This is a genomic window from Nitratireductor luteus (assembly GCF_026162365.1).
Taxonomy (GTDB): Bacteria; Pseudomonadota; Alphaproteobacteria; order Rhizobiales; family Rhizobiaceae; genus Chelativorans; species Chelativorans luteus.
In genome coordinates, this window is sequence record NZ_JAOANW010000005.1 from 81,387 (window position 1) to 106,633 (window position 25,247).

Sequence of the window (25,247 nt, forward strand, 5' to 3'; positions counted from 1 at the left end):
CCGTGCCTTACCCCATCCGTTCGGATGCGAAGCTTCCAGGGCTCGCCGGGAAGACTACGGTTTTGTTTCCGTTCAGGAAAACGCGACGATGGATATGGGCATGCACCGCCCGCGCAAGCACCTGGCACTCCACGTCCCGCCCGAGACTGACATAGTCTTCGGCGCTCTGTGCATGGGTGACACGGACGATGTCCTGCTCGATGATCGGGCCCTCGTCGAGATCGGCGGTCACGTAGTGCGAGGTTGCCCCGATCAGCTTCACGCCGCGCTCGAAGGCCTGCTTGTAGGGGTTCGCTCCCTTGAAGGAAGGCAGGAACGAGTGGTGGATGTTGATGATCCGGCCCGACATCTTCTGGCACATCTCGTCCGACAGGATCTGCATGTAGCGCGCCAGGACGATCAGTTCGGCGCCGGCCTCCTCGACCACGCGCATGATAGCTCCCTCGGCCTGCGGCTTGTTTTCCTTGGTCACCTTGATGCAGTGGAACGGGATGTCGTGGTTCACCACGAGCTTCTGGTAGTCCATGTGGTTCGAAACCACCGCCACGATCTCGATTGGCAGCGCGCCGATGCGAGACCGGTAAAGCAGGTCGTTCAGGCAGTGACCGAAGCGCGACACCATCACCACGACCTTCATTTTCTTGGCGCCGTCGTGGAAATCGTATTCCATCCCGAAGGACTTGGCCACTTCCGGGAACCCGGTACGCAGGTCCTCCAATTTTGCCCCGGCCTCGCTGTCGAAGCGCACGCGCATGAAGAAATTGCCGGTTTCGAGATCGTCGAACTGAGCGCTGTCCGTGATGTTACAACCCTGCTCTGCAAGGTATCCCGAGATGGCCGCGACGATGCCGCGCGTCGAGCGGCATTGAACGGTAAGATATGGATCAGGCATACGCATGGTTCAGGCCCGGTAGCGCTCGACCAGCGCGGCGATCCGCTCGACCGCAGCGACGGAGGCTGCATGATCCTGCGAGAAATTCAGCCGAACGCTGCGGGCGGTATGCGGGCTGAACTCTGTTCCCGGGGTTACCGTCACCCCGGCCTGTTCGCGCAGGGCCCTCACGAAATCGGCCGGCGAAATGGACAGATCGGGCAGGCGCGGAAAGAGGTAGCTGCCGGCGCCAGGCAAACGCACTGTACAATCCTCGATACCCCGGAAGAGTGCGACCAGGTCGTCGCGGATCGCCTGATGAGCGGCAATGCGGTCGCGCATCCAAACATCGGGTTCCTTGAACCAAGTCTTCAGCACGGCTTGCGAGTACCCAGCGGCCCGAAGCGACACGATGGCCTGAAGCTTTTCCATCCGCTCAATCACCGAGGGTGCACCAAAGGCGACACCTAGCCTGTAACCGCTGAGCGATTCCGTCTTAGACGGCCCCATGATCGTCACCACATTGTCTGCCTGCATCGCAGGCTGGGCTCGCAGATGCGTATAGACGCTGCCCTCGTAGAGCAGACGAGAATAGAGCTGATCGACGATCACCGTCGCGCCATACTGAGCCGAGAGATCCGCAATGCCCGCGATCTCACGTGGGGAATAGACGACACCGCAGGGGTTGTTGGGGTTGGAGAACAGAAACACCTTCGCGCCTGACCGGAAGGCGTCTTCGAGCTGGTCCAGATCCAGGCCCGCACCGTGTTCGGTGTTCGAGTAGTTCATCTGCACGGGCAGCATTTCACCCTCGAAAAACTCCACGAGCTTGCGGTTGGCGAAGTAGTCCGGCTGCACGATGGCGACCTTGTCGCCCGCAGCAACGGTGGCTGCCACCGCGAGGAAAAGCGCACCCTGCGTGCCAGGCGTCACGATGAGCTCTTCGGAGGCATCGACCGGCGCCCCGGTGAAAGCTGCCAGTCGCTCGGCCAGCGGCTCGCGGATCGCGGCGGCGCCCCGATACTCGGTATAGGCCTGAGCGCCGCCCGCTTCCACACCGGCCGCAAATGTTTCGAAGGCACCGGGAGTTGGCTCATGCGCATCGACATCGCCATGCGAGAAATCCACCGGCCGTCCTGGAAGCGGTTGGCCGATCATCCAACTGCCCTTCGAGGCGCTCAATCTCACCTCTTGTCCGGGAGCGTTGTCGGTCGCCAATCGTTCGAATTTGCTCTGTACAGTCATGGATACGCCTTCTCAGTGTCACGTAAGTTGTCGGCGAGGGTAAAGGCGACATGACAGATAAGTAAAACTGGCGTTTATAAATTTAGATGATAGAAAATCTATCTTTATGGACACACGTTTTCTCGAGACCTTCATCATCGTGGCAGAGTGCGGCTCGATCGCCGAGGCAGCGCGACGCCTTAACGTCACACCAGCCGCGCTGGCGCAGCGATTGCGCGTGCTGGAGGACGACCTTGGACATGCGCTTGTCGAGCGCGCCGGGCGCACAGTGCAGCCCACAGAAGAAGGCCGCGCCATTCTAGACAGCGCGCGAGCGCTTGTGCAGAACGCCCGCGATCTACGCGCCATTGCCTCGCGCGGCGTGCCTGCCGGTCAGTTGCGGCTGGGTGCGACGGCAACGGCAATGACCGGTATCCTTCCCGGCGCAATCGCGGAGCTAAGCACGCAACATCCGCAGATCGAATACCACGTGCGGCCCGGATCCTCCATCGATCTCTACCATGCGCTCGTCGAAGGTGAGCTTGACGCCGCCCTGCTTGTCGGCCCGAAGTTCGCCCTGCCCAAGATGCTGACATGGCGGACGATCCGCGACGAACCTCTCGTGCTGCTCGCGTCCGAAGGCGTGGACACGACATCACTGCCGCGGCTTTTTGCTGAGCAGCGTTTCATCCGTTACGATCGGAACCAGTGGGGCGGGCAGATCGTCGATACATATCTACGCGAAAACGGATTCCAAGTGCGCGAATGGCTGGAGCTAGACGCGCTAGACGCCATCGCGGCGATGGTGGACCGAGGCCTTGGCATCTCGGTCGTGCCGGATTGGGGACCGCCCTGGCCAGAAACCCTGCGGTTGAGAAAGCACCTGCTCGCAAATGGCAAGAGTCGGCAGACAGGTGTGCTCTGGCGCCGATCGGGCGCGCGGTTGCCCGCTGTGCGTGCATTCGTCGACGCTTGCATGAAAGGGCGCGGCGCCTGACCGAGACCGGCGGGATCGCAGGGAATCTGACCGAATGTTGATCGCCTCAACCCCATGAACTGGGCGGTGCGATTGACTGCGAACCCAGCGTGGTTCTTACCCTTGCCTAAAGTTCAGCTTGGTCAACGATCTTACGATCAGGAGAAGCCCCCATCCACTCGTCAGGCTTTGATCCCTGACTTGCATGTTGAAGAGTTGCTGGGCGGGTGTTCGCTACCATCTGCTTTCTGCGCCAGGTAACGTTTTGCGGTACTCGACATTCTATGAATGAACAATGCAAACGAATGCATGGTCGTATGTGGTCAAACTTGAGGATCAACTACACTGGCAACTTTCATCTCTAAGTGCCGTTGCGGGGGAATGCATAAGGTCCACCTTATGCCTGAATGATGGACATTCTCGTTTGCGTGCCGCCGATCCTATGATCAATGCTTGTCAGATCGGGCAGTCTAATATGCCCCAATAACATCCAGATCAAAGAGGGAACTCATGGTGAAACTATCCAAAATTTCCGCACTCTCGCTTGCTGCTGCGATTCTTATTCCGCTATCGGCGCAGGCCAGCGACAAGGAATACAAGCTCGTTCTGACCAGTGAAGCCGGCGATCGCGACTCCGTTCTTGGCAAGGCCATGCAGAACTGGGCCTCGATGATCGAGGAAAACTCGGACGGGCGCATCCGCGTGAACGTGTTTTATCAGGGCGAGCTGGGCGGTCAGCAGGAGCTGTTTGACCAACTCGTCAAGGGCAACGTCCACATGATGATCACCTGGCCACAGACTTCATACGACCAGCGGATCGGTGTGAACTACATCCCCTATCTCGTTCTGGGATGGGATGACGCGACGGAAGCGTTCGGCCAGGACGGCTGGGTGCGCGAGGTGCTCGATCCAATCTATCAGGATATTGGCCTCAAGTATTTCGGCCCGTTCCCGGAAGGCTTCGGTGGCATCGCCACCAAGGGCCGCTATGCCACCAGCTTTGAAGAGGCGCAGGGTCTGAAGGTACGGTCGCAACCGATCTTCCCGTTGCCGCAGACGATCCAGGCGATGGGCTTCCAGGCGGTGCCGATAGATTGGGCTGAAGTGTATACTTCGATCCAGACCGGCGTCGTGGATGGCGATTCATCCAATGTCATCTACTGGGACTACGAATATTTCCGTGACCAGCTCGACTACTTCGTTCAGTCGTCGCACAACTTCTCGTCCTACTCACTTCTGATGAACGGTGCGACCTGGGAAGAGATGGATGACGAAGACCGCGGGATCATCGAATCCGCAGCGATCACGGTGATGGACCAGCAGTTCAAGGACGCCAAGGCGGAAGACGACAAGTGGATCGCCGCGGCGCAGGAAGCCGGCATGGAATACATCGTTCCGACTCCCGAGCAGAAGGCTGCCTGGGTTGAGCGTGTCCGTGCCGAAGTCTGGCCGCAGGCGGAAGAGGCTCTGGGCACAGAAATCATGGATGTGGTGCGCGCCAACGCATCGGTCCCTGAATAAGCCCGCGAAAAACTGTCTTGACGGGCCGCGTTCTGCGCGGCTCGCCTCAGACCGCCGGAACGACTCCGGTGGTCCTGGCGAGTGCTCGGCACTCGTGGAAAGCCCCTGATTCAAAGGCAGAAAAGCCGAGATCGACCCCAGTTCATCTCACCGGCTGTCAACAATCGAGGCGGCAATCATTCTGGGACAGGTTGTGTGTAGCGCGGCCCGTCTTTGAAGCAGGGAGGCTTCACAATGCAAATGCTGAAAACAGTCGATGCACTACTTGTGCGCGTTATCCATCCGATCTTGATCGTGATCGGGCTGGCCGTCGCGCTGATGCTGGTCGTCGGCATCCTTACGCGGGTGTTCGGGGCACCTGTATTCGGTCTCGAAGAGATCATGCTGCTAGCCGTCATGTGGTTCTACATGCTGGGCGCAGCGCTGGCATCGCGTGAACGCTCGCACCTGTCGGCCGACTTTGTGCGCGTTATTTCGAAAAACCCGAAAGTCTGGCGCGTTGCGGCCTTGTTTTCCACCGCGGTTTCGCTGGGTATCGCGGTGTTGTTCAGCACCTGGGCGTGGGCTCTGTTCTCCTTTGGTCTGGAGCGTGGCCAGTCCACGCCGGTCTTCGGGATTCCGTGGTGGACCTCGCAGTCCAGTCTCTTCTTCGCTTCGTTGCTGTTCATTGTCTATCTGGTGCGGGACCTGCTCCACGAGATCCGCGGCGAAGAATGGCAGTCGGGCGATCCTGCGGCAGAAGTGGAGTAATCTGAAATGGGTGCACTTATCGCAATCATCGCCGTCGTACTGCTGATGATGGTCGGGGTTCCAGTCGTATTTTCCTTCGCCGCCATGACGCTTATCCTGTCGATCGCCTATGATGTCGATATCTCGTCCTTGATGACCACGGGCTTCTGGTCGGTGAACTCGGTGATCCTGGTGGCGCTGCCACTTTTCGTGATGACCGGCTACCTGATGCAATCCGGCGGGATCGCCCGGCGCCTGGTAGAATTCGTCGAGGCACTGGTCGGGCGTTCGCGTGTCGGCATGGGCACCTCAATGGTCGTGACCTGCGGCATATTCGGTGCTATCTCAGGTACTGCCTCGGCCGCCGTGGCTTCCATCGGGTCCATCATGATCGACCCGATGGAGAAACACGGTTATGCGCGGGGGTATACGAGCGCGCTCCTGGGCGTTTCCTCGCTCCTGGGTCTGTTGATCCCGCCTTCGATTACCATGATCCTCTATGCGGTCGTGACCCGACAATCGGTTGCAGCCTGCTTTCTGGCGACCGTCGGTCCGGGCATCTTGCTGATGATCGCGCTTGCGTTGTTCAACCGGCTGCATGTCAACCGGAAGCTGGGTGGGGATACCGAAAAAGCTCCGTGGGGGCAGCGCCTTTCTGAAACCGCTTCGACCGGCTGGCGGGCTATTCCCGCACTAATGCTGCCGGTTGTTATCCTGGGCGGGATCTATGGGGGGTATGCCACGCCAACCGAGGCAGCGGCCATTTCCGTGGCCCTCGCCATTCCTATCGGTTTGTTTATCTACCGGGAACAGACCTTGCGAGGGATAGGCGAAGCGGTCATCCATGCCGCGACCACCACCGGCGTCATCATGATCATCCTTGTCTTCTCGTTCGTCGCCAGCCGGATTCTCACTCTCGAGCGCGTACCTCAGGAACTGACCGATCTCCTGCTTGGTACCTTTTCGAGCCCGATCCTCATTCTCTTGGTGGTGAACATCTTTCTGGTCGCCATGGGCATGATCATGGACGATGTCAGCGTGATCGCCATCATCAGCCCTCTGATGGTGCCAGTCATGGCCGAGATCGGCGTCGACCCGATCCACTTTGCAGCGATCATCGGGACCAGCATTGTGATCGGGGCGAACAGCCCGCCGATGGCCCCAATCCTGTTCATGGCCTGTCGTGTCGGCAGGGTCGGGATGTCGGAAGTGATCACGCCCGCATTCTATTTCATGGCCTTGGCGGCATTTCCCGTAATGCTTGTCACGACCTATTGGTCGCCGCTGGCGCTGTTCCTGCCGCGGCTCCTTGGGTTCATGCCGTAGAGGCAAGTTCAGTATCGCGCGCCCGCGGCGCGGGCGCGCGCAGCTAACACCGGGAGGCGATGAGCGCGCTCCCGGGCTCCGACACAACATGGCGAATGGAAGTACGCAATGGCATTCAGGTTCACGCTTGAAGGGATCTACACACCTGTCGTAACGCCGTTCGACAATGACGGCGCCTTCGATCTCGACGCGCTGGCCGATGTGGTCGATCATCTGGTCGAGAAGGGCGTCCACGGGATAATTTCTGGAGGATCGACCGCCGAGAATTATTCCCAGACCGTCGAAGAGCGGCTTGAGCTGGCTCGCTTTATCAAGGACCGGCTGGCTGGTCGCTTGCCGTTGATCGTCGGCACGGGCGCCATGCGGACGCCCGACTCTGTCGCGCTTGCCCAAGGTGCGCGCGAAATGGAAGCCGATGCCATCCTGCTAGGAACGCCCCCTTACTCAGTCCCGACCGAACGCGAGAATGCGCTGAATGCACTCGCCATTGATCGCGCCGCGGACCTGCCGATCATCCTTTACAACTATCCCGGCCGCATGGGTGTGCATATGGGCGAGGAGTTCCTCGACCGCGTCTGCCGGTCGCGCAATGTCATCGGGATCAAGGAAAGCTCGGGCGATATCAACCGGGTTCACCTGCTTGCCCGCGATTACCCGCATATCCAGATGTCCTGCGGCATGGACGACCAGGCGCTGGAATTCTTCGCCTGGGGCGCGCGCAGCTGGATCTGCGCAGGCTCCAATTTCCTGCCTGAGGAGCATGTCTTCCTCTACGAGACCTGTGCCGTGCATGGCGATTTCGCCAAGGGGCGTCGGATCATGTCCGCCATGATGCCGCTGATGCGTGTGTTGGAGCAGGGCGGCAAGTTTATCCAGTGTGTGAAGCACGGAACAGAGGGGGCAGGCCTGCGGGCGGGGCCGATGCGCCCTCCGCTGCGCGGCCTCAACAAGGATGACAAGCGCGAACTCGAGCAGGTCATCCGGACCCTCAAAACCACCATTGCGGCCATCAAGGCGGAGAACTGATCCATGAGCGAGCTCCTGACCCGCGAAGAATACGAGGCTATTGCAGCCAACCTGACCCTGCCGGTGAACGCGTTCATCGATGGCAGCTTCCGTCCGGCGAAATCCGGCAAGACCTTCGAGGCCGTGAACCCGGCGACCGGTGTGAAGCTTGCGGATGTGGCGGCCTGCGATGCGCAGGACGTGGATTTCGCCGTTTCCAAGGCGCGCGAAGCGTTTGACGATGGCCGCTGGTCAAAACTGCATCCCTCCGAACGCAAGGAAGTGCTGATTCGGCTTTGCAAGCTGATGACCCGCAACCGCCACGAGCTGGCGGTGATGGAAAGCCTCGACAGCGGCAAGACGATCTACGATTGCGAGACCGTAGACGTGCCCGAGACCATCCACTGCATCAAGTGGCATGCGGAACTGATCGACAAGATCTATGATCAGGTGGCCCCCGCTTCGGACAATCATATCGCAATGGTCGTGCGCGAACCTGTCGGCGTTGTCGGGCTTGTCCTGCCGTGGAATTTCCCGCTTCTGATGATGGCCTGGAAGATCGGACCGGCATTGGCCGCAGGATGCTCGCTGGTGATCAAGCCTGCAGGAGAAACCAGCCTCACCGCTCTTCGGATTGCCGAACTGGCCCATGAGGCGGGCGTCCCCGCGGGCGTACTGAACATCGTGACCGGCAGCGGCTCTGCCGTGGGCGAGCCCTTGGGCAAGCACCCGGATGTGGACATGGTGTCCTTCACCGGCTCAACGGCGACGGGACGGCGGTTCCTGCATTATTCGGCGGACAGCAACCTCAAAGAAGTCGTGCTGGAGATGGGGGGCAAAAACCCCTGCATTGTGATGGACGATGCGGAATATCTCGACACCGTGGCCGAACATGTGGTCAACGGCGCTTTCTGGAATATGGGCGAAAACTGCTCTGCCGCAGCGCGTCTGATTGTCCACAAGGACATCAAGGACGATCTTCTGGAGCGTGTGAAGACCGCCGCCCGGCAATGGAATGTCGGCTCGCCGCTGGATCCCTCCGTGCGGGTCGGCGCGCTGGTTTCCAAGACGCATTTCGACAAGGTCTGCAGCTATCTCGCGCTGGCCAAGAAAAGCCAGATCATCCTGGGTGGAAAGGATATCGATGGCGCCTTCGTGGAGCCCACGATCGTTGACGTGGGCGGCAATGACGACACGCTGGCCCGCGAAGAAATCTTCGGCCCGATCCTGTCGGTCATCACGGTGTCGAGCTTTGACGAAGCCATAACGGTGGCCAATGACACAGAGTACGGCTTGGCGGCCTCGATCTTTACCGCCAACGCGCGCCGGGCGATCCGCGGGGCGCGTGCGCTTCGCGCCGGAACCGTGACTGTCAACAGCTTTGGCGAAGGCGATATCACGACGCCCTTCGGCGGTTACAAGCAGTCCGGGTTCGGCGGGCGCGACAACTCGATCCATGCCCACGACCAGTACACCCAGCTCAAGACCATCTGGATCGACCTTAGCGATCCTTCGGATTCCGAGGTGGAATAATGGCGCGGATCGGTTTCCTCGGGGCCGGCCTCGACCGATTTCGGGGCAAACATCAACAGTCGCCGAAAGATCAATAATGCAACGCGAATACGTCGCGAGGAGGTTGCCCGCATTCGCTGGACGGGCAGCCTGGAACGCAATTCTTGGCACCATGCCCCCGGCCGAGCCCCTACAAGGCGACGTCACAGCCGACTTTACAGTGATTGGCGCCGGCTTTGCAGGATTGTCCGCGGCGCGGCGTCTTGCTCAGTTGAATCCCGGGGCAAAAATTATCGTCCTCGACGCTACCCGCGTCGGCGAGGGGGGCACCGGGCGCAATTCCGGGTTCATGATCGACCTGCCCCACAACCTGGCTTCGGAAAATTACGCCGGTGCGAATGAGGGCCTGGATAGAAGCCTGATTTCTCTGAACCGGATGGCAATCGAGTTCGCACGTGAGGCGGTGCAGGAATATGGGATCGATGCCAATTATTTCGATCCGGCAGGCAAGATCAACGGCGCCGCGACGGAGAACGGCCACGCGCAGAACAAATCTTATGGCGCTCATCTGCAGGAACTGGGCGAGCGCTATGAGATGTTGGACGAACAGGCGATGTTCGACGTGACGGGCAGCCGATACTATTGGTCGGGGCTCTATACGCCGGGGACCGTCATGCTCCAGCCTGCCGGTTATGTCCGGGGTTTGGCTCAGGGCCTGTCCCCTGATGTGGCGATCCATGAAGAGAGCCCGGTTACCGCCTTTTGCAGACAGGGGGCAAGCTGGCGTGTTGAAACTTCCGGTGGAGCTGTTTCGACCGACAAGATAATCCTCGCCAATAACGGACACATCGAGAGTTTCGGCATCTCGCGCGGTCGCCTCATGCACATTTTCCTCTTCGCCAGTATGACCGAGGAGTTGAGTGGAGACGCGCTCCGCCGCCTCGGCGGGCAACCGAGGTGGGGAATCACGCCATCAGATCCGATGGGAACGACGGTTCGCCGGGTCGACACGGGGCAGGGCGGCAATCGAATTACCGTTCGGACCTGCGCCGAATTCTGCCCTGACATGGAAAGCACCGAGTACAAGATGCGTCGCGCAGCGAAGATCATGCGCAGAAAACTCGATGGACGCTTCCCGCAACTCCGTGACGTCAGGATGGAATACATTTGGTCGGGCCCCTTGTGCTTGTCTCGGAACGACGTATCCGTGACGGGTGAGATCGACAACGGCGTCTATGCTGCCTGTTGCCAGAACGGCCTGGGAACAACTCGTGGGATGCTGACTGGAATCGCCGCAGCGGAACATGCCAGCGGGAAAAGCTCCGTCATCACGGAGTTCTTTGAGCGACAAGCGAAACCGTCGCTTCTCCCGCCTGCTTCGTTGGCGAAGTTGGGCGCGACGGCATATCTGAACTGGAAAGGATGGCGGGCAAGACACGAATGACGCAATCAACTGCCGTTCGTTGCGACATCGTAGCAGAAGTTGCGTTTGGCGGCAGTTCAGACGTGCTTGTGCATACAGCAAGAATGCTTAGTCTAGGGCATGCTGCCCAAACGCCGATATCTTCCGTCGCTCGGATCGTTCGCCACTTTTGAAGTGGCGGCGAAGCATCTGAGTTTCACCATGGCCGCGACTGAACTCAATGTGACGCAGGCGGCAATCAGCCAGCAGATCCGGGGGCTGGAAAAGGCCCTTGGCGTCTCGCTTTTCCTACGCAAGCACAACAGCCTGGAACTGACGTCCGAGGGCGCAAGCCTGCTGAGGGCCGTTAGTCAGGGGCTCGACAACATTTGCGATGGCATTGGGGCGATCCTTGCGCCGCCCGACATTCCAGTAATTACCTGCTCGGGCACCAACGCGGCCGTCGCTTGCTGGCTGAAGCCGTTTGTCGACCGGTTTCGGGCTGACAATCCAGACGTGAGGTTCGTGCTGTTGGCCTCGGACGAGGACGATGCACTGCGGAACTTCGACGAGGTCGATATCTCGATAATTTGCGGTAACGAGCGCTGTGACGTGGGTGAAAGGCTGTATTATCTTTTCCCCGAAACCGCCGAGCCAATGTGCAGTCCTGAATATTTGAGAATGTACGGCCCGTTCGAGGATCCGAGCAGCCTCGAGCATGCACATTTGCTCGACTTGCATCGCACACATTGGTCTGCCGACGCCATCGGCTGGCACCCAGTAACCTGGGGGGACTGGTGTCGAGCAACAGGTGTCGCAATCTCTCTTCCCATGCCTTCCCTGATCACCAACAACTATCCATTGCTGCTGAACGCCGCTGTAAATGGCGAGGGGGTTATTCTCGGCTGGCATCACCTTGCCAAAGCGCACCTCAAGGCGGGGACATTGTGCCGTCTCTTTGACAAGCCCCTTCAGGTGGATCGCGGCTTCTACCTCAAGCTGAACGCCGCATCGCTGGACAAATCCCATGTCCTTCAGTTTATAGATTTCATATTGGATGGTCTTGTGGGCGCGACGGAAGATGAGCGCTTGGGCGCTCTCTAAGCAGTAGGCGCGGGCAGAATCGCTAAAACACTTGCCGTTGAGATGCCCCGGCCTGAGGCATCTTAGAGCCCAACCGAAAACTCGGTCGGGTCGGTCTGGCGGGTCTTTTCGGCTCTCGGAAGCGCTGCGGATTTGCCAATATTCCCGATATTGGCTGCATCCACCCCACATCCGAGAACCAAAAATCTCGCCAGCCCTCAATCGCCATTTTCGGTTGGGCTCTTAGCGGATAGACGTGCCTTTTCTGTCGATGCAGCCGACAAGACTCCACTGTTTCGCCTTCTCGTCTGTTTGCCTCCATTTACGTCAACGAGCGCCCCACGTGTCGGAAAGCCTGTATCCTTCCGGCCAGGGGTCGGACGGATCGAGCATGTGCTGGTGGATGCCGGTGATCCAGCCGCGGCCGGATATCTCTGGGTGGATGGCCGGGCGGTCGGCAACGGTCGTTTCGCCAAGGATCCGGCCGGAGAAGGTCGACCCGATGAGCGAGCGGGTCTTGAGGCGGTCCCCCGTCTTCATCAGGCCGCGCGCGTGCAACACTGCCATACGTGCTGAAAGGGCCGTGCCGGTAGGAGAGCGGTCAACCTTCCCTGGCTGGATGGCGACGGCGGCGCCAGCCTCAAGGCCTTGCGGTCCTTCCGAAACGGCTCCGGCAAAGAGGCAAAAGGAAAAATGCCGCCAGTCGGGGTTCTCCGGATGCTCGAAGCGCAATTGTGCGTTCGCGGCGTTCGTGATCCTTACGCCGAGCCTGGCGATGTCATGCGCCTCGCTCTCGTTCAGCGAGAACCCCATCGCCGCAGCGTCGACGATCACGAAGCTGTCGCCACCATAGGCGGTGTCGACGGACAGCGAGCCGAGGCCTTCGACCTCGAGCGGCTCGTCAAGGCGGGAGGCGAAAGAGGGCACGTTCTGGACAAAGATGCGCTCGGCTTTTCCGTTGCTGCATTCCGCCCGCACACGGACGAGGCCTCCCGGCGCTTCGAGTACCAGATGTGTTTCGGGTTCCGTCATTGGAACGAGGCCGGCGTCAAGCAGCACGGTCGAAACGCAGATGGAATTGGAGCCGGACATTGGCGGCGTATCCTCCGGCTCCATGATGATCCACGCCGCCTGTGCCTCCGGGTGCTTGGGGGGCACCAGCAGGTTCACATGCCGGAAGACGCCGCCGCGCGGTTCGTTCAGGACAAAATTTCGGAGAGTCCCGTCCTGCGCAATCCATCGGCTCTGCTCCCAGATCGTGTCACCCGGGGGAGGCAGGACACCACCGACGATCACATCGCCGACCTCGCCCTCGGCATGGGCGGAAATCACGTGAATGGTTTTGGATGAACGCATGTCAGATCGCCTTCGTCAGCCGCAGGGCGTCGAAAATCGCGGCATGGGTGTTGCGGGCGGCCACGGCATCGCCGATGCGGAAGAGCTGATAGGCGCCGTCGCGGTTGTTGACAACCTTCTGCCGGCGGCCGTCGATGAACGCCTCGTAGTCCACCTCGCCACGGTTCGTGGAACCGGGGCGTAGGTCGAAATAGATATCGTCCAGCGGCCGGGTCCCATGGTTGACGACAACCTGATCCACCCTTCTTTCGCGGGTCACGCCGCTATAATCGCTGCCGATCGTGGCCAGTAGCTCATTGCCGTCGCGGCGTATGGCGTCGAGCTTCCAGGTCACGGTAAAGGTCACGTCCTGCTTCTGGAGTTCGCGCATCGACGGCGTGAGCGACATGGCCATGACCTCGGGTGCGAAGCTGCGGTCGCGGGTCATGATCTCGACCCTGGCGCCTGTTCCGGCGATCTTCTCGGCCGCCTGGAGCGCGGCATAGTCACCCGCGTCGTCGTAGATCAGTACGTTCCGCCCTGGCCGGGCATCGCCGGACAGGATGTCCCATGACGAAACGACCAAATCGCCGCCTTCCTGCAGCACGTCGGTATGGGGAAGACCTCCGGTCGCCACGATAACGACGTCCGGCTTGTCGGCCAGAACCGTCTCGTCGTCGGCGAAGCTGTTGAAGTGGAAGGTCACGCCCATCCGCTCGCATTCCTCGAAGCGCCACTGGATGATCTGCATCATCTCTGCGCGGCGTTCCGTTTGCGCGGTCAAGCGAATCTGCCCTCCGAGGTCGTTCGCGGCCTCGTGGACGATCACCTCGTGTCCGCGCTCGGCGGCGACGCGCGCCGCCTCCAACCCGGCGGGCCCGGCGCCCACAATGACAACACGGCGCTTCTCTTCCGCTTTTGCCACCTCGTGCGGCTGTTCCAGCTCGCGCCCCGTGGCTGGGTTGTGCAGGCAAAACGCCATGCCGCCCTGATAGATCCGGTCCAGACAGTAATTTGCGCCGACGCAGGGCCTGATGCGGTGTTCCTCGCCGCGCATGATCTTAGCGACAATATGCGGGTCGGCCATATGCGCGCGGGTCATGCCGACTATGTCGAGCTTGCCGCTGGCGATCGCGTGGCGGGCCGTCGCGACGTCCTGAATCTTGGCAGCATGAAAAGTGGGGAAGTTGGTCGTGGCGCGGATCTCTCCTGCGAAATCCAGATGCGGCGCGCTGCGCATCCCCTGGACCGGAATGACATCGGTCAAGCCCGCATCGGTGTCGATATGCCCTTTCACGACATTGAGGAAGTCGACCATCCCGCAGTCCTTCAGCCGACGCGAGATGGCTAGCCCGTCTTCCTTGGTCAAACCGCCCGGCAGATCCTCGTCGCCCGTGTAGCGGATGCCGACGATGAAATCCGGCCCCACCCGCTGGCGAATGGACTTCAGCGTGTCGAAGGTGAAACGCAGGCGGTTGTCGAGGTCGCCGCCATAGGGTGCGTCGAGCTCGTTCGTCAGAGGCGACCAGAACTGATCCATCAGGTGGCCGTAGGCCTGAAGCTCAATTCCGTCGACGCCCGCCTCCTTCATGCGCTCGGCGGCATCCGCATAGTCCTCGATGATGCGGGCGATGTCCCAGTCTTCGGCCCGTTTCGGAAAGGCCCGATGTGCGGCCTCACGCTCGTGGCTAGCCGAGACGACGGGCAGCCAGTCAGCCTTGTCCCAGCGGGTGCGCCGGCCGAGATGCGTGAGCTGGATCATGACCGCGCAACCATGCTCATGACACTCTTCGGTCAGCTGTCTCATCCAGCCGACGACCTCGTCCTTCCAGGCCAGAATATTGTTGAACACAGGCGGACTGTCACGCGCGACCGAGGCGGAGCCTGCGGTCATCGTCAGCGCCACACCGGCCCGTGCCCTCTCCACATGATAGGCGCGGTACCGTTCCTTGGGCATGCCGTCCTCGGGATAGGCTGGCTCATGGCTGGTGATCATCAGCCGGTTCTTCAGCCTCAGATGCTTTAGTTGATAGGGCTGCAGAAGGGGGTCATGCGACATGGTTCGTCTCCCAAACACATGGGATAATTCCACGAAATGTGCATTAGTGTCAATTTGAAGTTCACATGTGTATATTTTATTGTCGGTTCGACGATCTGCTGGTATGTTTCCGCCGATGGACAAGAGAAGCGAAATCGCTGGGGAAACCGAAAAGCCGTCTGGTTGGCGCGGGTCGCGCGAAATCTGGCTGCAGGCCGCGAAGCGGGCGCTCCTCGACAACGGCCTCGATGCCGTGAAAATCCAGCCGCTGGCAAACAGCCTGAAAATTTCGCGCACCAGCTTCTATTGGTTTTTCAAGGACAGGAATGCTCTGCTCGATGCTCTTCTCGAAGAGTGGGAGACGAAGAATACCGGTGCATTCGTGACCGCCTGCGAATCCTATGCCGAGACAACTACGGAAGCCGTGTTAAACCTCATCACAGTGTTTCATGATGAAGAGGTGTTCGAGCCGCAATTGGATTTTGCCATACGTGGTTGGGCCCACCAGTCTGACTCCGTGATGGCGCGCGTCAACGCAGCGGATGAGCGCCGCCTCGCCGCGATACGAGAGATGTTCGTCAGGTTTGGTTTCGCCAGTGACGATGCCGACGTCCGTGCGCGCACGGTCTATCTCGTCCAGATTGGTTACATCTCGATGCAGGTGCAGGAAAGCGTTGCCACGCGGATGTCGCGTGTTCAGCGATATGTCGAGATCTACACGGGTCGGCCGCCGATCCAGAGCGAAGTGGACCGTTTCCACTCACGACTAAACTTCAGGCCGCATGAAACGGATGCAAGCCTGCATCCGGTAGCCTAAGCCCCCGCCGTTCGACCCCCTTTTTTGAAGGAAACGCCATTGCACGCCAAACTGATCACATATGACGAAACGATCAGCAATCTGTCCTGGACGGAGGCGGTCGAGGCATTGAGAGTTGGACATCTACGGCCGAAAGCCCAAGTCGCGGACATTTTTCTCGGTCCGGCCAATGCCACGCTGCTCAGCCGTGGCGCCTTCATCGATGGGCTTGGCTATGGGGTGAAATCGGTGAGCGTGTTCGACCAGAACCCAGCCCACGGATTGCCGACCATTCAGGGCGCGATGTTCGTTTTTGAACCGCAACATGGCCGGTTGGATGCGATCATCGACAGCCGTCTTGTAACCGAGTTTAAGACTGCGGCGGATTCCGTTCTGGGAGCGCGCTTTCTTGCCCGGCCAGACAGCAAGAATCTTCTGATCGTGGGCGCCGGAACGGTCGCCCGGAGTCTCGTCAAAGCCTATTGGGCGCTTTTCCCGGGGCTGGAACGAGTATCCATCTGGGCGCGGCGGGCGGAACAGTCCACGGCTCTGGCACGCGAGTTTGAGGGCGAACCCTTCTCGGTCGCTGCCATTTCCGATCTGGCGACGGCTGTCACCGAGGCAGATATCATTACCAGCGCCACCATGGCGCGTGAACCGGTCCTTCGGGGCGCCTGGATCAAGCCAGGGACACATGTGGACTTGATTGGCGCCTACAAGACTGACATGCGGGAGGCCGATGACGCTTTGATCTCGAGCGGATCGCTGTTTGTGGATAGCCGTGAGACCACGATCGACCATATTGGCGAGTTGACGACTCCCATTGCAAGCGGCGTCATTGCCGCAGGCGCGGTCATGGGGGACCTCTACGACCTGGTCCATGGCAAGACGAGCGGACGTCGTTCGGATAACGAGATCACCGTCTACAAGAACGGTGGAGGAGCGCATCTGGATTTGATGATCGCGCACTACATTTCCGAGAAAGCTGTTTAGGCCGCTCGCTTCTTCCTTTCAAAGGCGCTCGAGCAGTGCTGCGATGTCGAGGAGGTACATCTGCCGGCTGCCTTCATGCACCGAATCGATGCAGACGGCCCGATTGTCCCGGCTCCAGCGTGGGTGCAGGTCGCAGCGGTTGTGCTTGCCCAGATCCGCGGGAGTGTAGAAGGTATCCAGATCGTAGCGCACCTCCTTCTCGCAGTCGAAGAGGAACAGCGTGCGTTCGTTCGTCTCGGCGTCGGGATAAGTGTCGGACAGCATCCAGCGCCCGTTCCGGCCATAGGTCATGTGCCCGTTTTCCGTGAGGATGCCGTTTCCCACAACGCGCACGTCGCCCGTCCGGTCGTTGTAGAGTTGGTAGTGAATTTCGCCTTCATGCGGCCCCCAGACGATGACCTCATCGTCTGACTTCCAGAGGGGGTGGGAAATCTGCCACTCTGATTTCTCGTAGTCGAAGGTGCCGTGGGCACTCGGGTCGAAATCCTTCTCAAGCTGGGGCAGGGGATGGTCCGTGTCTTCCAGCAGGCGCAGGCCGGTGCCATCACCATTGATGGTGAACAGCCGATGCAGGTAGCAGAACTCGTCGTCCGGCCGCTCTGTCCAGCGATGGATGAACAGGAAGCGGGTGCCGGAGGGGTTCACCTCCATATGGGTGATCCAGTGCATCGCCTTGTCCATGGAAGGCACACGCTCGAATTCGAAGAGGCGGCGCAGGGAACATATGAGCTCGGTCTTGCCGGTTTCGATTTCCATGCGCCAGATGCCATCATCGTCCGGGGCGAGCGGCAGGTCGGGTTCGGCATGCGTGGCCGGATAGCCGATGGTGCGGTGCGTCTTGATGAAACGCGAATAGTTGATCGCCAGGGCAAAGCGGCCATCGGGCGCCATGATGTAGATGGGCGCGGGGAGATCGCGGCTTTCGCCGGTCGCAGGATCCACCACCCGTGAGCGGAAATCGGGATAGATGTTGTCCGGCCCCGGCGCTGTCGTTGCGCGGGTATTGTAGATGACTTGGCCCGTATCGCCCAGCCACTGCAATTGACAGCCCATCTGCCAGTTCCAGGCGGTGGTTTCGCCAAGCTGGTGCCAGCGGTCGCCGTCGGTGAGATCGAAAAAGCCTACCTCCGCCACTTCACGGCCAGTCAGGTCGCCGGTGAAAAGCGGCGTGCGGTTGCCCAGAAGCCGGGCGTCGCCGGGACCGAAATTGGTCTTGTTGTAGTAGCCGAAAAAGCTGTGGAGGCTGCGGTCGCCCACGCGACGGATCGGCACCTCGTTGGATACGTCGATGATCTTGTCAGTCATTTGGCTGTTCCTGTGTGGAGGCGCGGCACTCAGGCGAGAGCGGCCAGGAATCGGTGCATCCGCGTCATGGCGGTTTCGATGATGTCTTCCGAGGTGGCGAAAGACATGCGGAAGAAGCCCGGCTGCAGGAAAGCGGCACCGGGAATCGCGGCGATCTCCGCATATTCAAGCAGCGCTTCGCAGAAACTCACATCGTCTGTGATGATCATGCCGTCGATGGACTTGCCGTAGGTGGCCCGAATGTCCGCGAATATGTAGAAGGCACCCTGCGGCGGGATATAGCGCAGATAGGGCATCCGGCCGAGCCGCGCCGTGATTAGATTCTTTCGCTTCTGGTACTGCGCGGCCATCGCGTCGATCTGGTCCTGCCCGTTTCGCAGGCCGCTGAGCGCGGCCCATTGGGCGATTGAGTTGGGGCCGGACGTGTTGTGCCCCTGAAGCATGGTCATCCGTTTAATCAGTTCCGCCGGCCCGATGGCGAAGCCGATGCGCCAGCCGGTCATGGCGAGGCTTTTAGATGCGCCGTTGATGTGCAGCATCCGGTCCCGCGCCGCGGGGTAGAAATTCAGTGGATTGCGGTATGTAAGCCCGTCGAAGACGATCCGTTCATAGATTTCGTCGTTGATGATCGTCAGGTCGTGCTCGATCGCGAGTTCGCAAAGACCGACCACGAGGTCGTCACTATAGATGCGGCCGGAAGGATTGTTGGGCGCATTGAGCATGATTATTCGCGTGCGGTCGGTGATCGCCGCGCGGATATCGTCGAGCGAGAAGTCGAGCGTCTGCGGGTCGGTTTCGATGATCACCGGCTTGGCGTCGCAAAAGCGAACCTGCTCGACATAGCTCACAAAGGCCGGGGCGATTATGATCGCCTCGTCACCGGGGTTGAGCAGGGCGGCGCAGGCTTCGAAGAGCAAGGGCTTGCCCCCTGCGCCGATCATCACCTCCCGCGCCTCGTAATCCAGGTTGAACCGGGTTTTGTAATAGCGCGCAACCTCCTCCCGCAGTTCCAGCAGGCCTGCGGCGGGAGTATAGAAGGTATGGCCCGCGTCCAGCGCCTGGCGGGCGGCGTCCATCACTGCGGATGGCGAAACGAAGTCGGGCTCGCCGGTGGAAAGCGAAATGATGTCGCGGCCCTGCCGTCGCAGGTCAGCCGCTTTCTCGGATACCACACGGGTGGCGGCAGGCTGCAGGCGAGTCAGCCGGTCTGAAATTCGCACGATGCTCTGTCCTTTCCTCACCGCATCACGTGGCCTGACCGCCGTTGACGCCGATCATTTGGCCGTTGACGAACCGGCTGGCGGGTGATGCGAGGAAGGTGACCGCCGCGGCCACGTCTTCCGGATCGCCCATGAAGCCTGCGGGGATCGACGCCAGCTTTTTCGGGTCCGTTCCGTCTCGTCCCTCGGTCAGGGTCTGGCCCGGGGAAACCGCGTTGGCAGTGATGCCGTGCGGCCCGAACTCTGTGGCGAGCGCCTTGGTCAGACCCCATATCCCGTGCTTTGCGGCAGAGATCGGCGCACCTTCGAAGTAGCCCTTGATCGCCTTCATTCCGGTCATGCTGATGATCCGGCCCCAGCCCTTGTCCACCATGCCGGGCAGGAAGGCCTGCATGGTCCGGAAGGCGGCGGTAAGGCTTGTGTCGACGACGGAATGCCAGTCGCTCTCGTCCATTTCCAGGAACGGCTTGTGCGGCCGGATGGCTGCATTATTCACGAGGATGTCTATCGTGCCGAACCGGTCGAGCGCCGCCTTCGACATGGCCGCGATATCCTCCGCTCGGCCCATGTCCCCCATGACGATCAGGCTTTCGGTGCCCTGCGCGTGAACCAGCCCGGCAGTATCCTCACAGGCTTGGCGGTTGCTCGTGCCGTTGATCACCACATTGGCCCCGAGGCCTGCAAGCTGCACGGCGACGGCGCGCCCGATGTTTCTTCCCGATCCGGAGATGAAGGCGGTTTTGCCCGCGAGCGGTCTGTCGGTCATGCCACGTCCTATTCTGTTGTCTCTGGCCAGCCACGTTCCGCACGCGCAGCCGTGGCGCGCGCACACGCCGCCCTCACGCCGCGCAATCCTGGCGCGGTGACTGCAGAGATCCGGGACGTGAAAGGTCCTCCTAACCCAGGAAGATGGAGTGGACCGGAAAGATTGTCAACAGAGTGAAAACTGTTGACAATCCGAAAATGAGACGTTCTTTTAGCGGGCATGGAAATCTCGAACGACACCCAGGCCTTGGTTTCTGCACGCCGCGAGAGGTCGCTGACCACCATTGTGCGTGACAGGCTCGAACAGATGATCCTCCAGGGCGAGCTGGGGGCGGGCACGCGCCTTAACGAGCAGGCGCTGTCAAAGGTGCTTGGCGTCAGCCGCGGTCCGATCCGCGAGGCTGCGCGCCTGCTGGAGCGCGATGGGCTTGTCGCTTCGGTCGCCAACCAGGGCGCCTTCGTGCGGCAGCTGTCGATCGAGGAGGCGCTCGAACTCTACGATCTGCGCGCGGTCATTGCGGGCTATGCCTGTGCCCAGCTCGCTGAACGGGCGAGCGCCGTGGAAAAGCGTGAGATGCGCGAGATGGTGGAAGAGATGGACCGCTGCATCACGACAGAGGAAGAGGCCCGCTACTTCGAACTCAACCTCGCCTTTCATGACCGCATCGCGGAACTGTCGGGGGGGAGGCGCACCCTGGAGCTGTATACCTCACTGGGGAAGGAAGTGCGGCTGCTGCGGCGGCGGGTATTGCGGGGAACGGATTCATTGCGCTTCTCGAACGAAGAGCACAAGCAGATCGTCGCGGCAATCGAAGACGGCGATGCTCCGGCTGCCCGCCAGGCGGCCGAACAGCATCACATCAATGGAAAACGGCGCTGGCTCGATACGCTCTAGGCCTGTTGTCGAACCATCGTGTGTCCGGTTTCGGCCGGGTGGACGAATTGGAGAAGGCGGGGAGAGGACCGCGCACAAATGGGAGGAAAGCATGAAACTTATCAGCACGCTTATTGGAACGGGCCTGCGTGGGACCGGATTGGCCGCCGGTTGCGTTCTCGGTCTCATCGCCGGCAGTCAGGCGCTGGCGCAGGATTATCCTAGCAAGGATCTCGATTGGACGATCGCCTTCGGGCCGGGCGGCGGAAACGACATCATGGCCCGCACCCTGATCGATATCATCCAGAAATACGACCTGTATGGGCAGGATATCAGGGCGGAAAACCGGGCCGGCGGCAGCGGCGCGGTCGGCTGGGGCTACGTGTATTCCAAGGCTGGCAGTGGGTACGACATTACCACCACCTCGGGCAGCCTCATAACCACGCCTTTGCAGGCCGACACTCCGTGGAAGGCTTCCGATTTCGTACCGCTGGCATTGCTGGCGACCGATGACCTCGCCATCATGGTGAGCGGCAATTCCGAATGGGACACCATCGAGGAGTTTATCGAATCCGCAAAGGAGACGCCGCCGACACTCGCTGGCACTGGCACCGTGAACGTGGACTTCATCGTGCCTACGCTTTTCGCGGAAAAGGCGGGTTTCGAGTTCGAATACGTGTCGTTCAACTCGATGGCCGACATGCAGACCGCGCTGCTCTCGGGAGCCGTCGATGCCATGGTCGGCAATCCGGGCGAAATCGTCGGCCTCGTGGAGTCCGGCGACATGAAGGCACTGATCTACAGCGGCGAGACCACCCCGCCGGCGCTCGGCGATGTCCCGACCATGGATGAGAAGGGCTGGGGCGTTGGGGTGTCCATGCCGCGCGGCCTGATCCTCGCCCCCGATGCGCCGCAGGAGGCGGTCGACTTCTGGCGCGCTACGGTCGAGAAGATCGTGGAGACCCCGGAATGGGAAAAGTATATCGAAACGAATCTCCTGACCGAGAACATCAAGTATGGCGATGACTTCGGGATCTTCTTGAAGAATGCCCAGGATGGGTTCGAAAAGGTGTTGCGCGCGCAGGGCGCAATCAAGTGAAGCAGACCTGACAGGGGGGCGCCGGACGAATCCCGTCCGGCGGCCCCCGTGGAGCCTGATATGCGTATCATCTTCTTCGTCGTGATCCTCGCTGCGGGGCTCATGTATTCCTATGTGGCTTTCACAAACCTGGACTTTCTGACGACGACCGGACGGCTGGGGCCGGGGTTCTTCCCCCGGGGCATCGGGGTCTTGATGGTGGTCTTCACTCTCTGGAGCATGACCGCCGAATTGCAGCCAAGTGCGGCTGAGGGACGCTCCGACGCCGGCGGTTCCGCCGGCCAGGTGGCGCTAATAATGGGTTTTGGCTTGGCTTATGTGCTGTCGCTGGGCTTGGTCGGCGGTATTCCGGCCACGGTAATCTTCCTTTTTATCACCTTGTCGGTGCTCAACCGGAATCGTCTTCTACAGAACGGGCTGGTCGCCTTGCTGGTGCCTGCCGCGATCTATGTGCTCTTCGACAGGCTGCTGAACGCCGCGATACCCGAGGGCGTACTACCGCTCCCCTTCTGAAACGATCCGGGCGCCGGTGCGCAACCCGATATACTGGAGCTCTCCCTTTATGGATCTTTTTTCTGACCTTTGGATGGGATTGTCCGTCGCGATCAGCCCCCTCAATCTGCTGTATCTGCTGATTGGTGCGATGGTGGGTATGATCGTTGGCATCATTCCCGGCTTCGGCCCTTCGGCCGGTCTGGCGATCCTCCTGCCCGTCACCTTTGGAATGGACCCGATCGGAGCCGTGATGATGCTCGCCGCGATCTATTACGGGGCGATGTATGGCGGGACGATCACGTCGATCCTGCTGAACACACCGGGCGAATCCGCGACAGTCGCCAGTACATTTGACGGCTATCCGTTGGCCCAGAACGGCCGGGCCGGTCCCGCGCTGGTGATGCAGGCGGTCGCCTCATTTACGGGGGGTACCGTGGGCGTCATCCTGATCACCCTTTTGGCTCCGGCATTTTCCCACGTCGCCCGCAACTTCGGCCCGCCGGAGTATTTCCTGCTGGCGCTTCTGGGGATGCTGACCCTGATCGTTATGATCGGAGAGAATTGGAAGCTCGGAGTGCTCTCCGCCCTTGTCGGTTTCGCGCTCGGCACCGTCGGTGTGGACCTCGAAACGGGCCAGAGCCGCTATACATTCGGCTTCGCGGAACTGATCGGCGGCATTCACTTCATTCCGATTGCCATCGGCCTCTTCGGTTTGGGCGAGCTCTACTTTGCCTTCCATCAGGGTCTTCATCGCATCGGTTCCGGCTCTATCGCGCCGTACGATCGGAAAAAGGGCTTCTGGCCCGACCTAGCCGACTGGGCAGACACGAAGTTCACGCTGGTGCGCGGATCCATCCTGGGCTTCGTGGTGGGTGTGATCCCCGGCGCAGGGGCGACCATCGCCTCGCTCATGGCTTATTCCTTCGAGCGCTCCTTCTCAAAGCGTCCGAAAAACTTCGGCAAGGGCGAGATGGCGGGTCTCGTGGCGCCGGAAGCTGCGAACAACGCCGCTTCCTCCGGCGCGATGATCCCGCTTTTGACGCTGGGGATTCCCGGCTCGGCCTCCACCGCGGTTCTCCTGGCAGCCTTTCTTCTTTGGGGAATGCGTCCGGGGCCGCTCTTCATGGAGCAGAATCCGGAATTTGCCTGGGGGCTGATCGCCTCGATGTATCTCGGCAACATGGCGCTCCTGGCGCTCAATATCTTCGCGATCCCGCTCTTCGTGCAGATCATCCGGGTGCCATACCGGATCCTCGCGCCCATCGTCTTGGTCATCTGCACGCTCGGGACATTTAGCGTCTCCAGCTCGATGATCGAGGTCTACCTGATGTTCACCGCCGGGATCGTTGGCTTCTTTATGCGGCTCTACGGCTTCTCACCCGCAGCGCTGGTACTGGGGCTGGTACTGGGGCCGTTGGCGGAGGAGGCGCTGCGTCAGACGCTGACCATATCGCGCGGATCCTTCTGGATCTTCTTGGAACGCAATGGGTCGATCGGGATCATCGTGACTACGGCGGTCCTGCTTGTCGTCCTGCCGCTTATGCAACGCATTGGGCGTAGAGCAGGCGCCTCGAAGCAGGGCAGTGTCAGCGAGGCTGAGGATGCAGGGGTCTGAGGTCCGGATCCCTCAAGGCGCGCTGGAGGGCTTGGCCGCCCGTGCCTTCTCCGCCCTCGGTGTGCCCGATGTGGAGGCGGAGCAGGCGGCAGCGATACTCGTGCTGGCGGAGATGATGGGGATCTCCACACACGGTATCGCCCGCGTCGCTACGTATGGGGAACGACTTAAGTCAGGCGGAATAGACGCACGGGCCCGAATCGAAAGCACGAGGGTTGCGCCGGCGCTTGTCCAATTGGAGGGCGGCAACGGCCTGGGGCCGGCGGTTGGCGCGCGAGCACTCGCCACCGCAATGGATTCTGCGTTGGAGACCGGGGTGGGCGTGACGCTTTGCAGGGGTTCCAATCATTTCGGAGCCGTGGCGCCCTACTGTTGGCAGGCTTGCGAGGCCGGGTTCGCCGTGATTGCAATGTCGAACACGACACCGATGATCGCACCCACCGGCGGGCGGACTCCTGCCTTGGGGAACAATCCGATCGGGTTCGGTTTTCCCGGACCGGAAGGGCGGCATTTCATCTTCGATATGGCCATCTCCGTCGCCGCCCGTTCCCATATCCGCCGTGCCGCGGAAGCGGGTGAGCCGATACCGGATGGCTGGGCGACGGATTCCGAGGGCCGGCCGACGCGGGATGCGGCTGCTGCGATGCGCGGGATGCTCCACGGGATCGGAGGGCACAAGGGCTACGGTCTCGCCCTCGCGGTCGACATGCTGGCTGGGGTTCTGTCCGGGGCGGCTTTTCTTACGGACGTAGCCGATCTGGCGCGTGAGCCGGAGGCTTCCCAGAATCTTGGGCAGGCCTTTATCCTGATCGACGTATCGCGCTTGCTGGATGCGGCGGAGCTTGCCGCACGGATGGACGGCGCCAGGGATATGCTCACCTCTGTGCCGCCTGTCGATCCGGATAGTCCCGTGCGTCTTCCCGGCGACAGGGCACTGGCGCGGATGCGTCGAGCGCGGACCGAGGGCATCGCGGTGCCCGACCGGATCCTCGACGATTTGCGGGCGCTCGCATGTGGCAAAGAGGAGACGCCAAAACCGCTGGATTGACCTTCTCGGAAGTCC

Annotated in this window: 22 protein-coding genes; 15 read left to right on the forward strand and 7 right to left on the reverse strand. The window is 60.8% G+C overall.

What is annotated here, in order from left to right:
• Window positions 1–7: 7 nt before the first annotated feature.
• Together purU and N1058_RS07330 are read right to left on the reverse strand one after the other, a co-directional pair.
• Window positions 8–892, reverse strand: coding sequence for a formyltetrahydrofolate deformylase (gene purU, locus N1058_RS07325; RefSeq protein ID WP_265516860.1), 885 nt, complete (start codon window positions 890–892; stop codon window positions 8–10).
• A 9-nt stretch (window positions 893–901) separates the two neighbouring features.
• Entirely contained in the window at window positions 902–2,116 is a 1,215-nt protein-coding gene (locus N1058_RS07330; protein WP_265516861.1) for a pyridoxal phosphate-dependent aminotransferase, read from the reverse strand.
• Window positions 2,117–2,222: 106 nt separating this feature from the next.
• On the opposite strand from N1058_RS07330, the gene N1058_RS07335 reads away from it, so the two are divergent.
• From N1058_RS07335 to N1058_RS07370, 8 genes are all read left to right on the forward strand, one after another.
• A complete protein-coding gene (locus N1058_RS07335; protein WP_265516862.1) occupies window positions 2,223–3,092 on the forward strand; it encodes a LysR family transcriptional regulator in 870 nt (289 codons plus the stop codon).
• Between the two features lie 489 nt (window positions 3,093–3,581).
• Window positions 3,582–4,592 (forward strand): TRAP transporter substrate-binding protein DctP, encoded by a 1,011-nt coding sequence (gene dctP, locus N1058_RS07340; RefSeq protein WP_265516863.1) that lies wholly within the window; start codon window positions 3,582–3,584, stop codon window positions 4,590–4,592.
• Window positions 4,593–4,826: 234 nt separating this feature from the next.
• Entirely contained in the window at window positions 4,827–5,342 is a 516-nt protein-coding gene (locus N1058_RS07345) for a TRAP transporter small permease (protein ID WP_265516864.1), read from the forward strand.
• A 6-nt stretch (window positions 5,343–5,348) separates the two neighbouring features.
• Window positions 5,349–6,647: a TRAP transporter large permease gene (locus N1058_RS07350; RefSeq protein ID WP_265516865.1), complete on the forward strand. Its 1,299-nt coding sequence runs from the start codon at window positions 5,349–5,351 to the stop codon at window positions 6,645–6,647.
• 108 nt (window positions 6,648–6,755) lie between these two features.
• On the forward strand, window positions 6,756–7,673 hold the full coding sequence (locus tag N1058_RS07355; protein WP_265516866.1) for a dihydrodipicolinate synthase family protein: 918 nt from the start codon (window positions 6,756–6,758) through the stop codon (window positions 7,671–7,673).
• A gap of 3 nt (window positions 7,674–7,676) precedes the next feature.
• Window positions 7,677–9,185 (forward strand): aldehyde dehydrogenase, encoded by a 1,509-nt coding sequence (locus tag N1058_RS07360; RefSeq protein ID WP_265516867.1) that lies wholly within the window; start codon window positions 7,677–7,679, stop codon window positions 9,183–9,185.
• A 76-nt stretch (window positions 9,186–9,261) separates the two neighbouring features.
• A complete protein-coding gene (locus tag N1058_RS07365; protein WP_265516868.1) occupies window positions 9,262–10,608 on the forward strand; it encodes an NAD(P)/FAD-dependent oxidoreductase in 1,347 nt (448 codons plus the stop codon).
• A 99-nt stretch (window positions 10,609–10,707) separates the two neighbouring features.
• Window positions 10,708–11,670: a LysR family transcriptional regulator gene (locus tag N1058_RS07370; protein WP_265516869.1), complete on the forward strand. Its 963-nt coding sequence runs from the start codon at window positions 10,708–10,710 to the stop codon at window positions 11,668–11,670.
• Between the two features lie 306 nt (window positions 11,671–11,976).
• Here the strand turns inward: N1058_RS07370 and N1058_RS07375 are convergent, their stop codons facing one another.
• Window positions 11,977–13,005: a trans-3-hydroxy-L-proline dehydratase gene (locus N1058_RS07375; protein WP_265516870.1), complete on the reverse strand. Its 1,029-nt coding sequence runs from the start codon at window positions 13,003–13,005 to the stop codon at window positions 11,977–11,979.
• Between the two features lies 1 nt (window position 13,006).
• Window positions 13,007–15,043 (reverse strand): NADH:flavin oxidoreductase, encoded by a 2,037-nt coding sequence (locus N1058_RS07380; protein ID WP_265516871.1) that lies wholly within the window; start codon window positions 15,041–15,043, stop codon window positions 13,007–13,009.
• A gap of 115 nt (window positions 15,044–15,158) precedes the next feature.
• On the opposite strand from N1058_RS07380, the gene N1058_RS07385 reads away from it, so the two are divergent.
• Together N1058_RS07385 and N1058_RS07390 are read left to right on the forward strand one after the other, a co-directional pair.
• Entirely contained in the window at window positions 15,159–15,839 is a 681-nt protein-coding gene (locus N1058_RS07385) for a TetR/AcrR family transcriptional regulator (protein WP_265516872.1), read from the forward strand.
• Window positions 15,840–15,863: 24 nt separating this feature from the next.
• Window positions 15,864–16,811, forward strand: coding sequence for an ornithine cyclodeaminase family protein (locus tag N1058_RS07390; RefSeq protein ID WP_265516873.1), 948 nt, complete (start codon window positions 15,864–15,866; stop codon window positions 16,809–16,811).
• An 18-nt stretch (window positions 16,812–16,829) separates the two neighbouring features.
• Here the strand turns inward: N1058_RS07390 and N1058_RS07395 are convergent, their stop codons facing one another.
• Genes N1058_RS07395 through N1058_RS07405 form a run of 3 tightly spaced genes read right to left on the reverse strand, consistent with a single transcriptional unit; the run spans window position 16,830 to window position 20,102 of the window.
• Complete coding sequence (locus tag N1058_RS07395; protein WP_265516874.1) at window positions 16,830–18,116, reverse strand: hypothetical protein; 1,287 nt, start codon at window positions 18,114–18,116, stop codon at window positions 16,830–16,832.
• A 29-nt stretch (window positions 18,117–18,145) separates the two neighbouring features.
• Window positions 18,146–19,336 (reverse strand): pyridoxal phosphate-dependent aminotransferase, encoded by a 1,191-nt coding sequence (locus N1058_RS07400; protein WP_265516875.1) that lies wholly within the window; start codon window positions 19,334–19,336, stop codon window positions 18,146–18,148.
• A 25-nt stretch (window positions 19,337–19,361) separates the two neighbouring features.
• Complete coding sequence (locus tag N1058_RS07405) at window positions 19,362–20,102, reverse strand: SDR family NAD(P)-dependent oxidoreductase (protein ID WP_265516876.1); 741 nt, start codon at window positions 20,100–20,102, stop codon at window positions 19,362–19,364.
• A 246-nt stretch (window positions 20,103–20,348) separates the two neighbouring features.
• Here N1058_RS07405 and N1058_RS07410 point away from each other — a divergent pair, with 246 nt between their 5' ends.
• The 5 genes from N1058_RS07410 (at window position 20,349) to N1058_RS07430 (ending at window position 25,232) form a co-directional block, all read left to right on the forward strand.
• Entirely contained in the window at window positions 20,349–20,996 is a 648-nt protein-coding gene (locus tag N1058_RS07410; RefSeq protein ID WP_265516877.1) for a GntR family transcriptional regulator, read from the forward strand.
• Between the two features lie 91 nt (window positions 20,997–21,087).
• Entirely contained in the window at window positions 21,088–22,074 is a 987-nt protein-coding gene (locus N1058_RS07415; RefSeq protein ID WP_265516878.1) for a Bug family tripartite tricarboxylate transporter substrate binding protein, read from the forward strand.
• A 60-nt stretch (window positions 22,075–22,134) separates the two neighbouring features.
• Entirely contained in the window at window positions 22,135–22,587 is a 453-nt protein-coding gene (locus N1058_RS07420) for a tripartite tricarboxylate transporter TctB family protein (RefSeq protein ID WP_265516879.1), read from the forward strand.
• Window positions 22,588–22,636: 49 nt separating this feature from the next.
• Complete coding sequence (locus N1058_RS07425) at window positions 22,637–24,184, forward strand: tripartite tricarboxylate transporter permease (RefSeq protein WP_265516880.1); 1,548 nt, start codon at window positions 22,637–22,639, stop codon at window positions 24,182–24,184.
• A complete protein-coding gene (locus N1058_RS07430) occupies window positions 24,171–25,232 on the forward strand; it encodes an Ldh family oxidoreductase (protein WP_265516881.1) in 1,062 nt (353 codons plus the stop codon). The genes N1058_RS07425 and N1058_RS07430 overlap by 14 nt, the downstream gene beginning before the upstream one ends.
• The last annotated feature ends 15 nt before the right edge of the window (window positions 25,233–25,247 follow it).

Excerpts from the sequence above, each read along its gene's own strand:
- purU (WP_265516860.1), bottom strand. The coding sequence starts at position 892 with ATGCCTGATCCATATCTTACCGTTCAATGCCGCTCGACGCGCGGCATC.
- N1058_RS07415 (WP_265516878.1), top strand. The coding sequence starts at position 21,088 with ATGAAACTTATCAGCACGCTTATTGGAACGGGCCTGCGTGGGACCGGA.
- dctP (WP_265516863.1), top strand. The coding sequence starts at position 3,582 with ATGGTGAAACTATCCAAAATTTCCGCACTCTCGCTTGCTGCTGCGATT.
- N1058_RS07430 (WP_265516881.1), top strand. The coding sequence starts at position 24,171 with ATGCAGGGGTCTGAGGTCCGGATCCCTCAAGGCGCGCTGGAGGGCTTG.
- N1058_RS07365 (WP_265516868.1), top strand. The coding sequence starts at position 9,262 with ATGCAACGCGAATACGTCGCGAGGAGGTTGCCCGCATTCGCTGGACGG.
- N1058_RS07380 (WP_265516871.1), bottom strand. The coding sequence starts at position 15,043 with ATGTCGCATGACCCCCTTCTGCAGCCCTATCAACTAAAGCATCTGAGG.
- N1058_RS07350 (WP_265516865.1), top strand. The coding sequence starts at position 5,349 with ATGGGTGCACTTATCGCAATCATCGCCGTCGTACTGCTGATGATGGTC.
- N1058_RS07385 (WP_265516872.1), top strand. The coding sequence starts at position 15,159 with ATGGACAAGAGAAGCGAAATCGCTGGGGAAACCGAAAAGCCGTCTGGT.
- N1058_RS07355 (WP_265516866.1), top strand. The coding sequence starts at position 6,756 with ATGGCATTCAGGTTCACGCTTGAAGGGATCTACACACCTGTCGTAACG.
- N1058_RS07345 (WP_265516864.1), top strand. The coding sequence starts at position 4,827 with ATGCAAATGCTGAAAACAGTCGATGCACTACTTGTGCGCGTTATCCAT.
- N1058_RS07425 (WP_265516880.1), top strand. The coding sequence starts at position 22,637 with ATGGATCTTTTTTCTGACCTTTGGATGGGATTGTCCGTCGCGATCAGC.
- N1058_RS07370 (WP_265516869.1), top strand. The coding sequence starts at position 10,708 with ATGCTGCCCAAACGCCGATATCTTCCGTCGCTCGGATCGTTCGCCACT.
- N1058_RS07395 (WP_265516874.1), bottom strand. The coding sequence starts at position 18,116 with ATGACTGACAAGATCATCGACGTATCCAACGAGGTGCCGATCCGTCGC.
- N1058_RS07360 (WP_265516867.1), top strand. The coding sequence starts at position 7,677 with ATGAGCGAGCTCCTGACCCGCGAAGAATACGAGGCTATTGCAGCCAAC.
- N1058_RS07375 (WP_265516870.1), bottom strand. The coding sequence starts at position 13,005 with ATGCGTTCATCCAAAACCATTCACGTGATTTCCGCCCATGCCGAGGGC.
- N1058_RS07420 (WP_265516879.1), top strand. The coding sequence starts at position 22,135 with ATGCGTATCATCTTCTTCGTCGTGATCCTCGCTGCGGGGCTCATGTAT.
- N1058_RS07335 (WP_265516862.1), top strand. The coding sequence starts at position 2,223 with ATGGACACACGTTTTCTCGAGACCTTCATCATCGTGGCAGAGTGCGGC.
- N1058_RS07330 (WP_265516861.1), bottom strand. The coding sequence starts at position 2,116 with ATGACTGTACAGAGCAAATTCGAACGATTGGCGACCGACAACGCTCCC.
- N1058_RS07405 (WP_265516876.1), bottom strand. The coding sequence starts at position 20,102 with ATGACCGACAGACCGCTCGCGGGCAAAACCGCCTTCATCTCCGGATCG.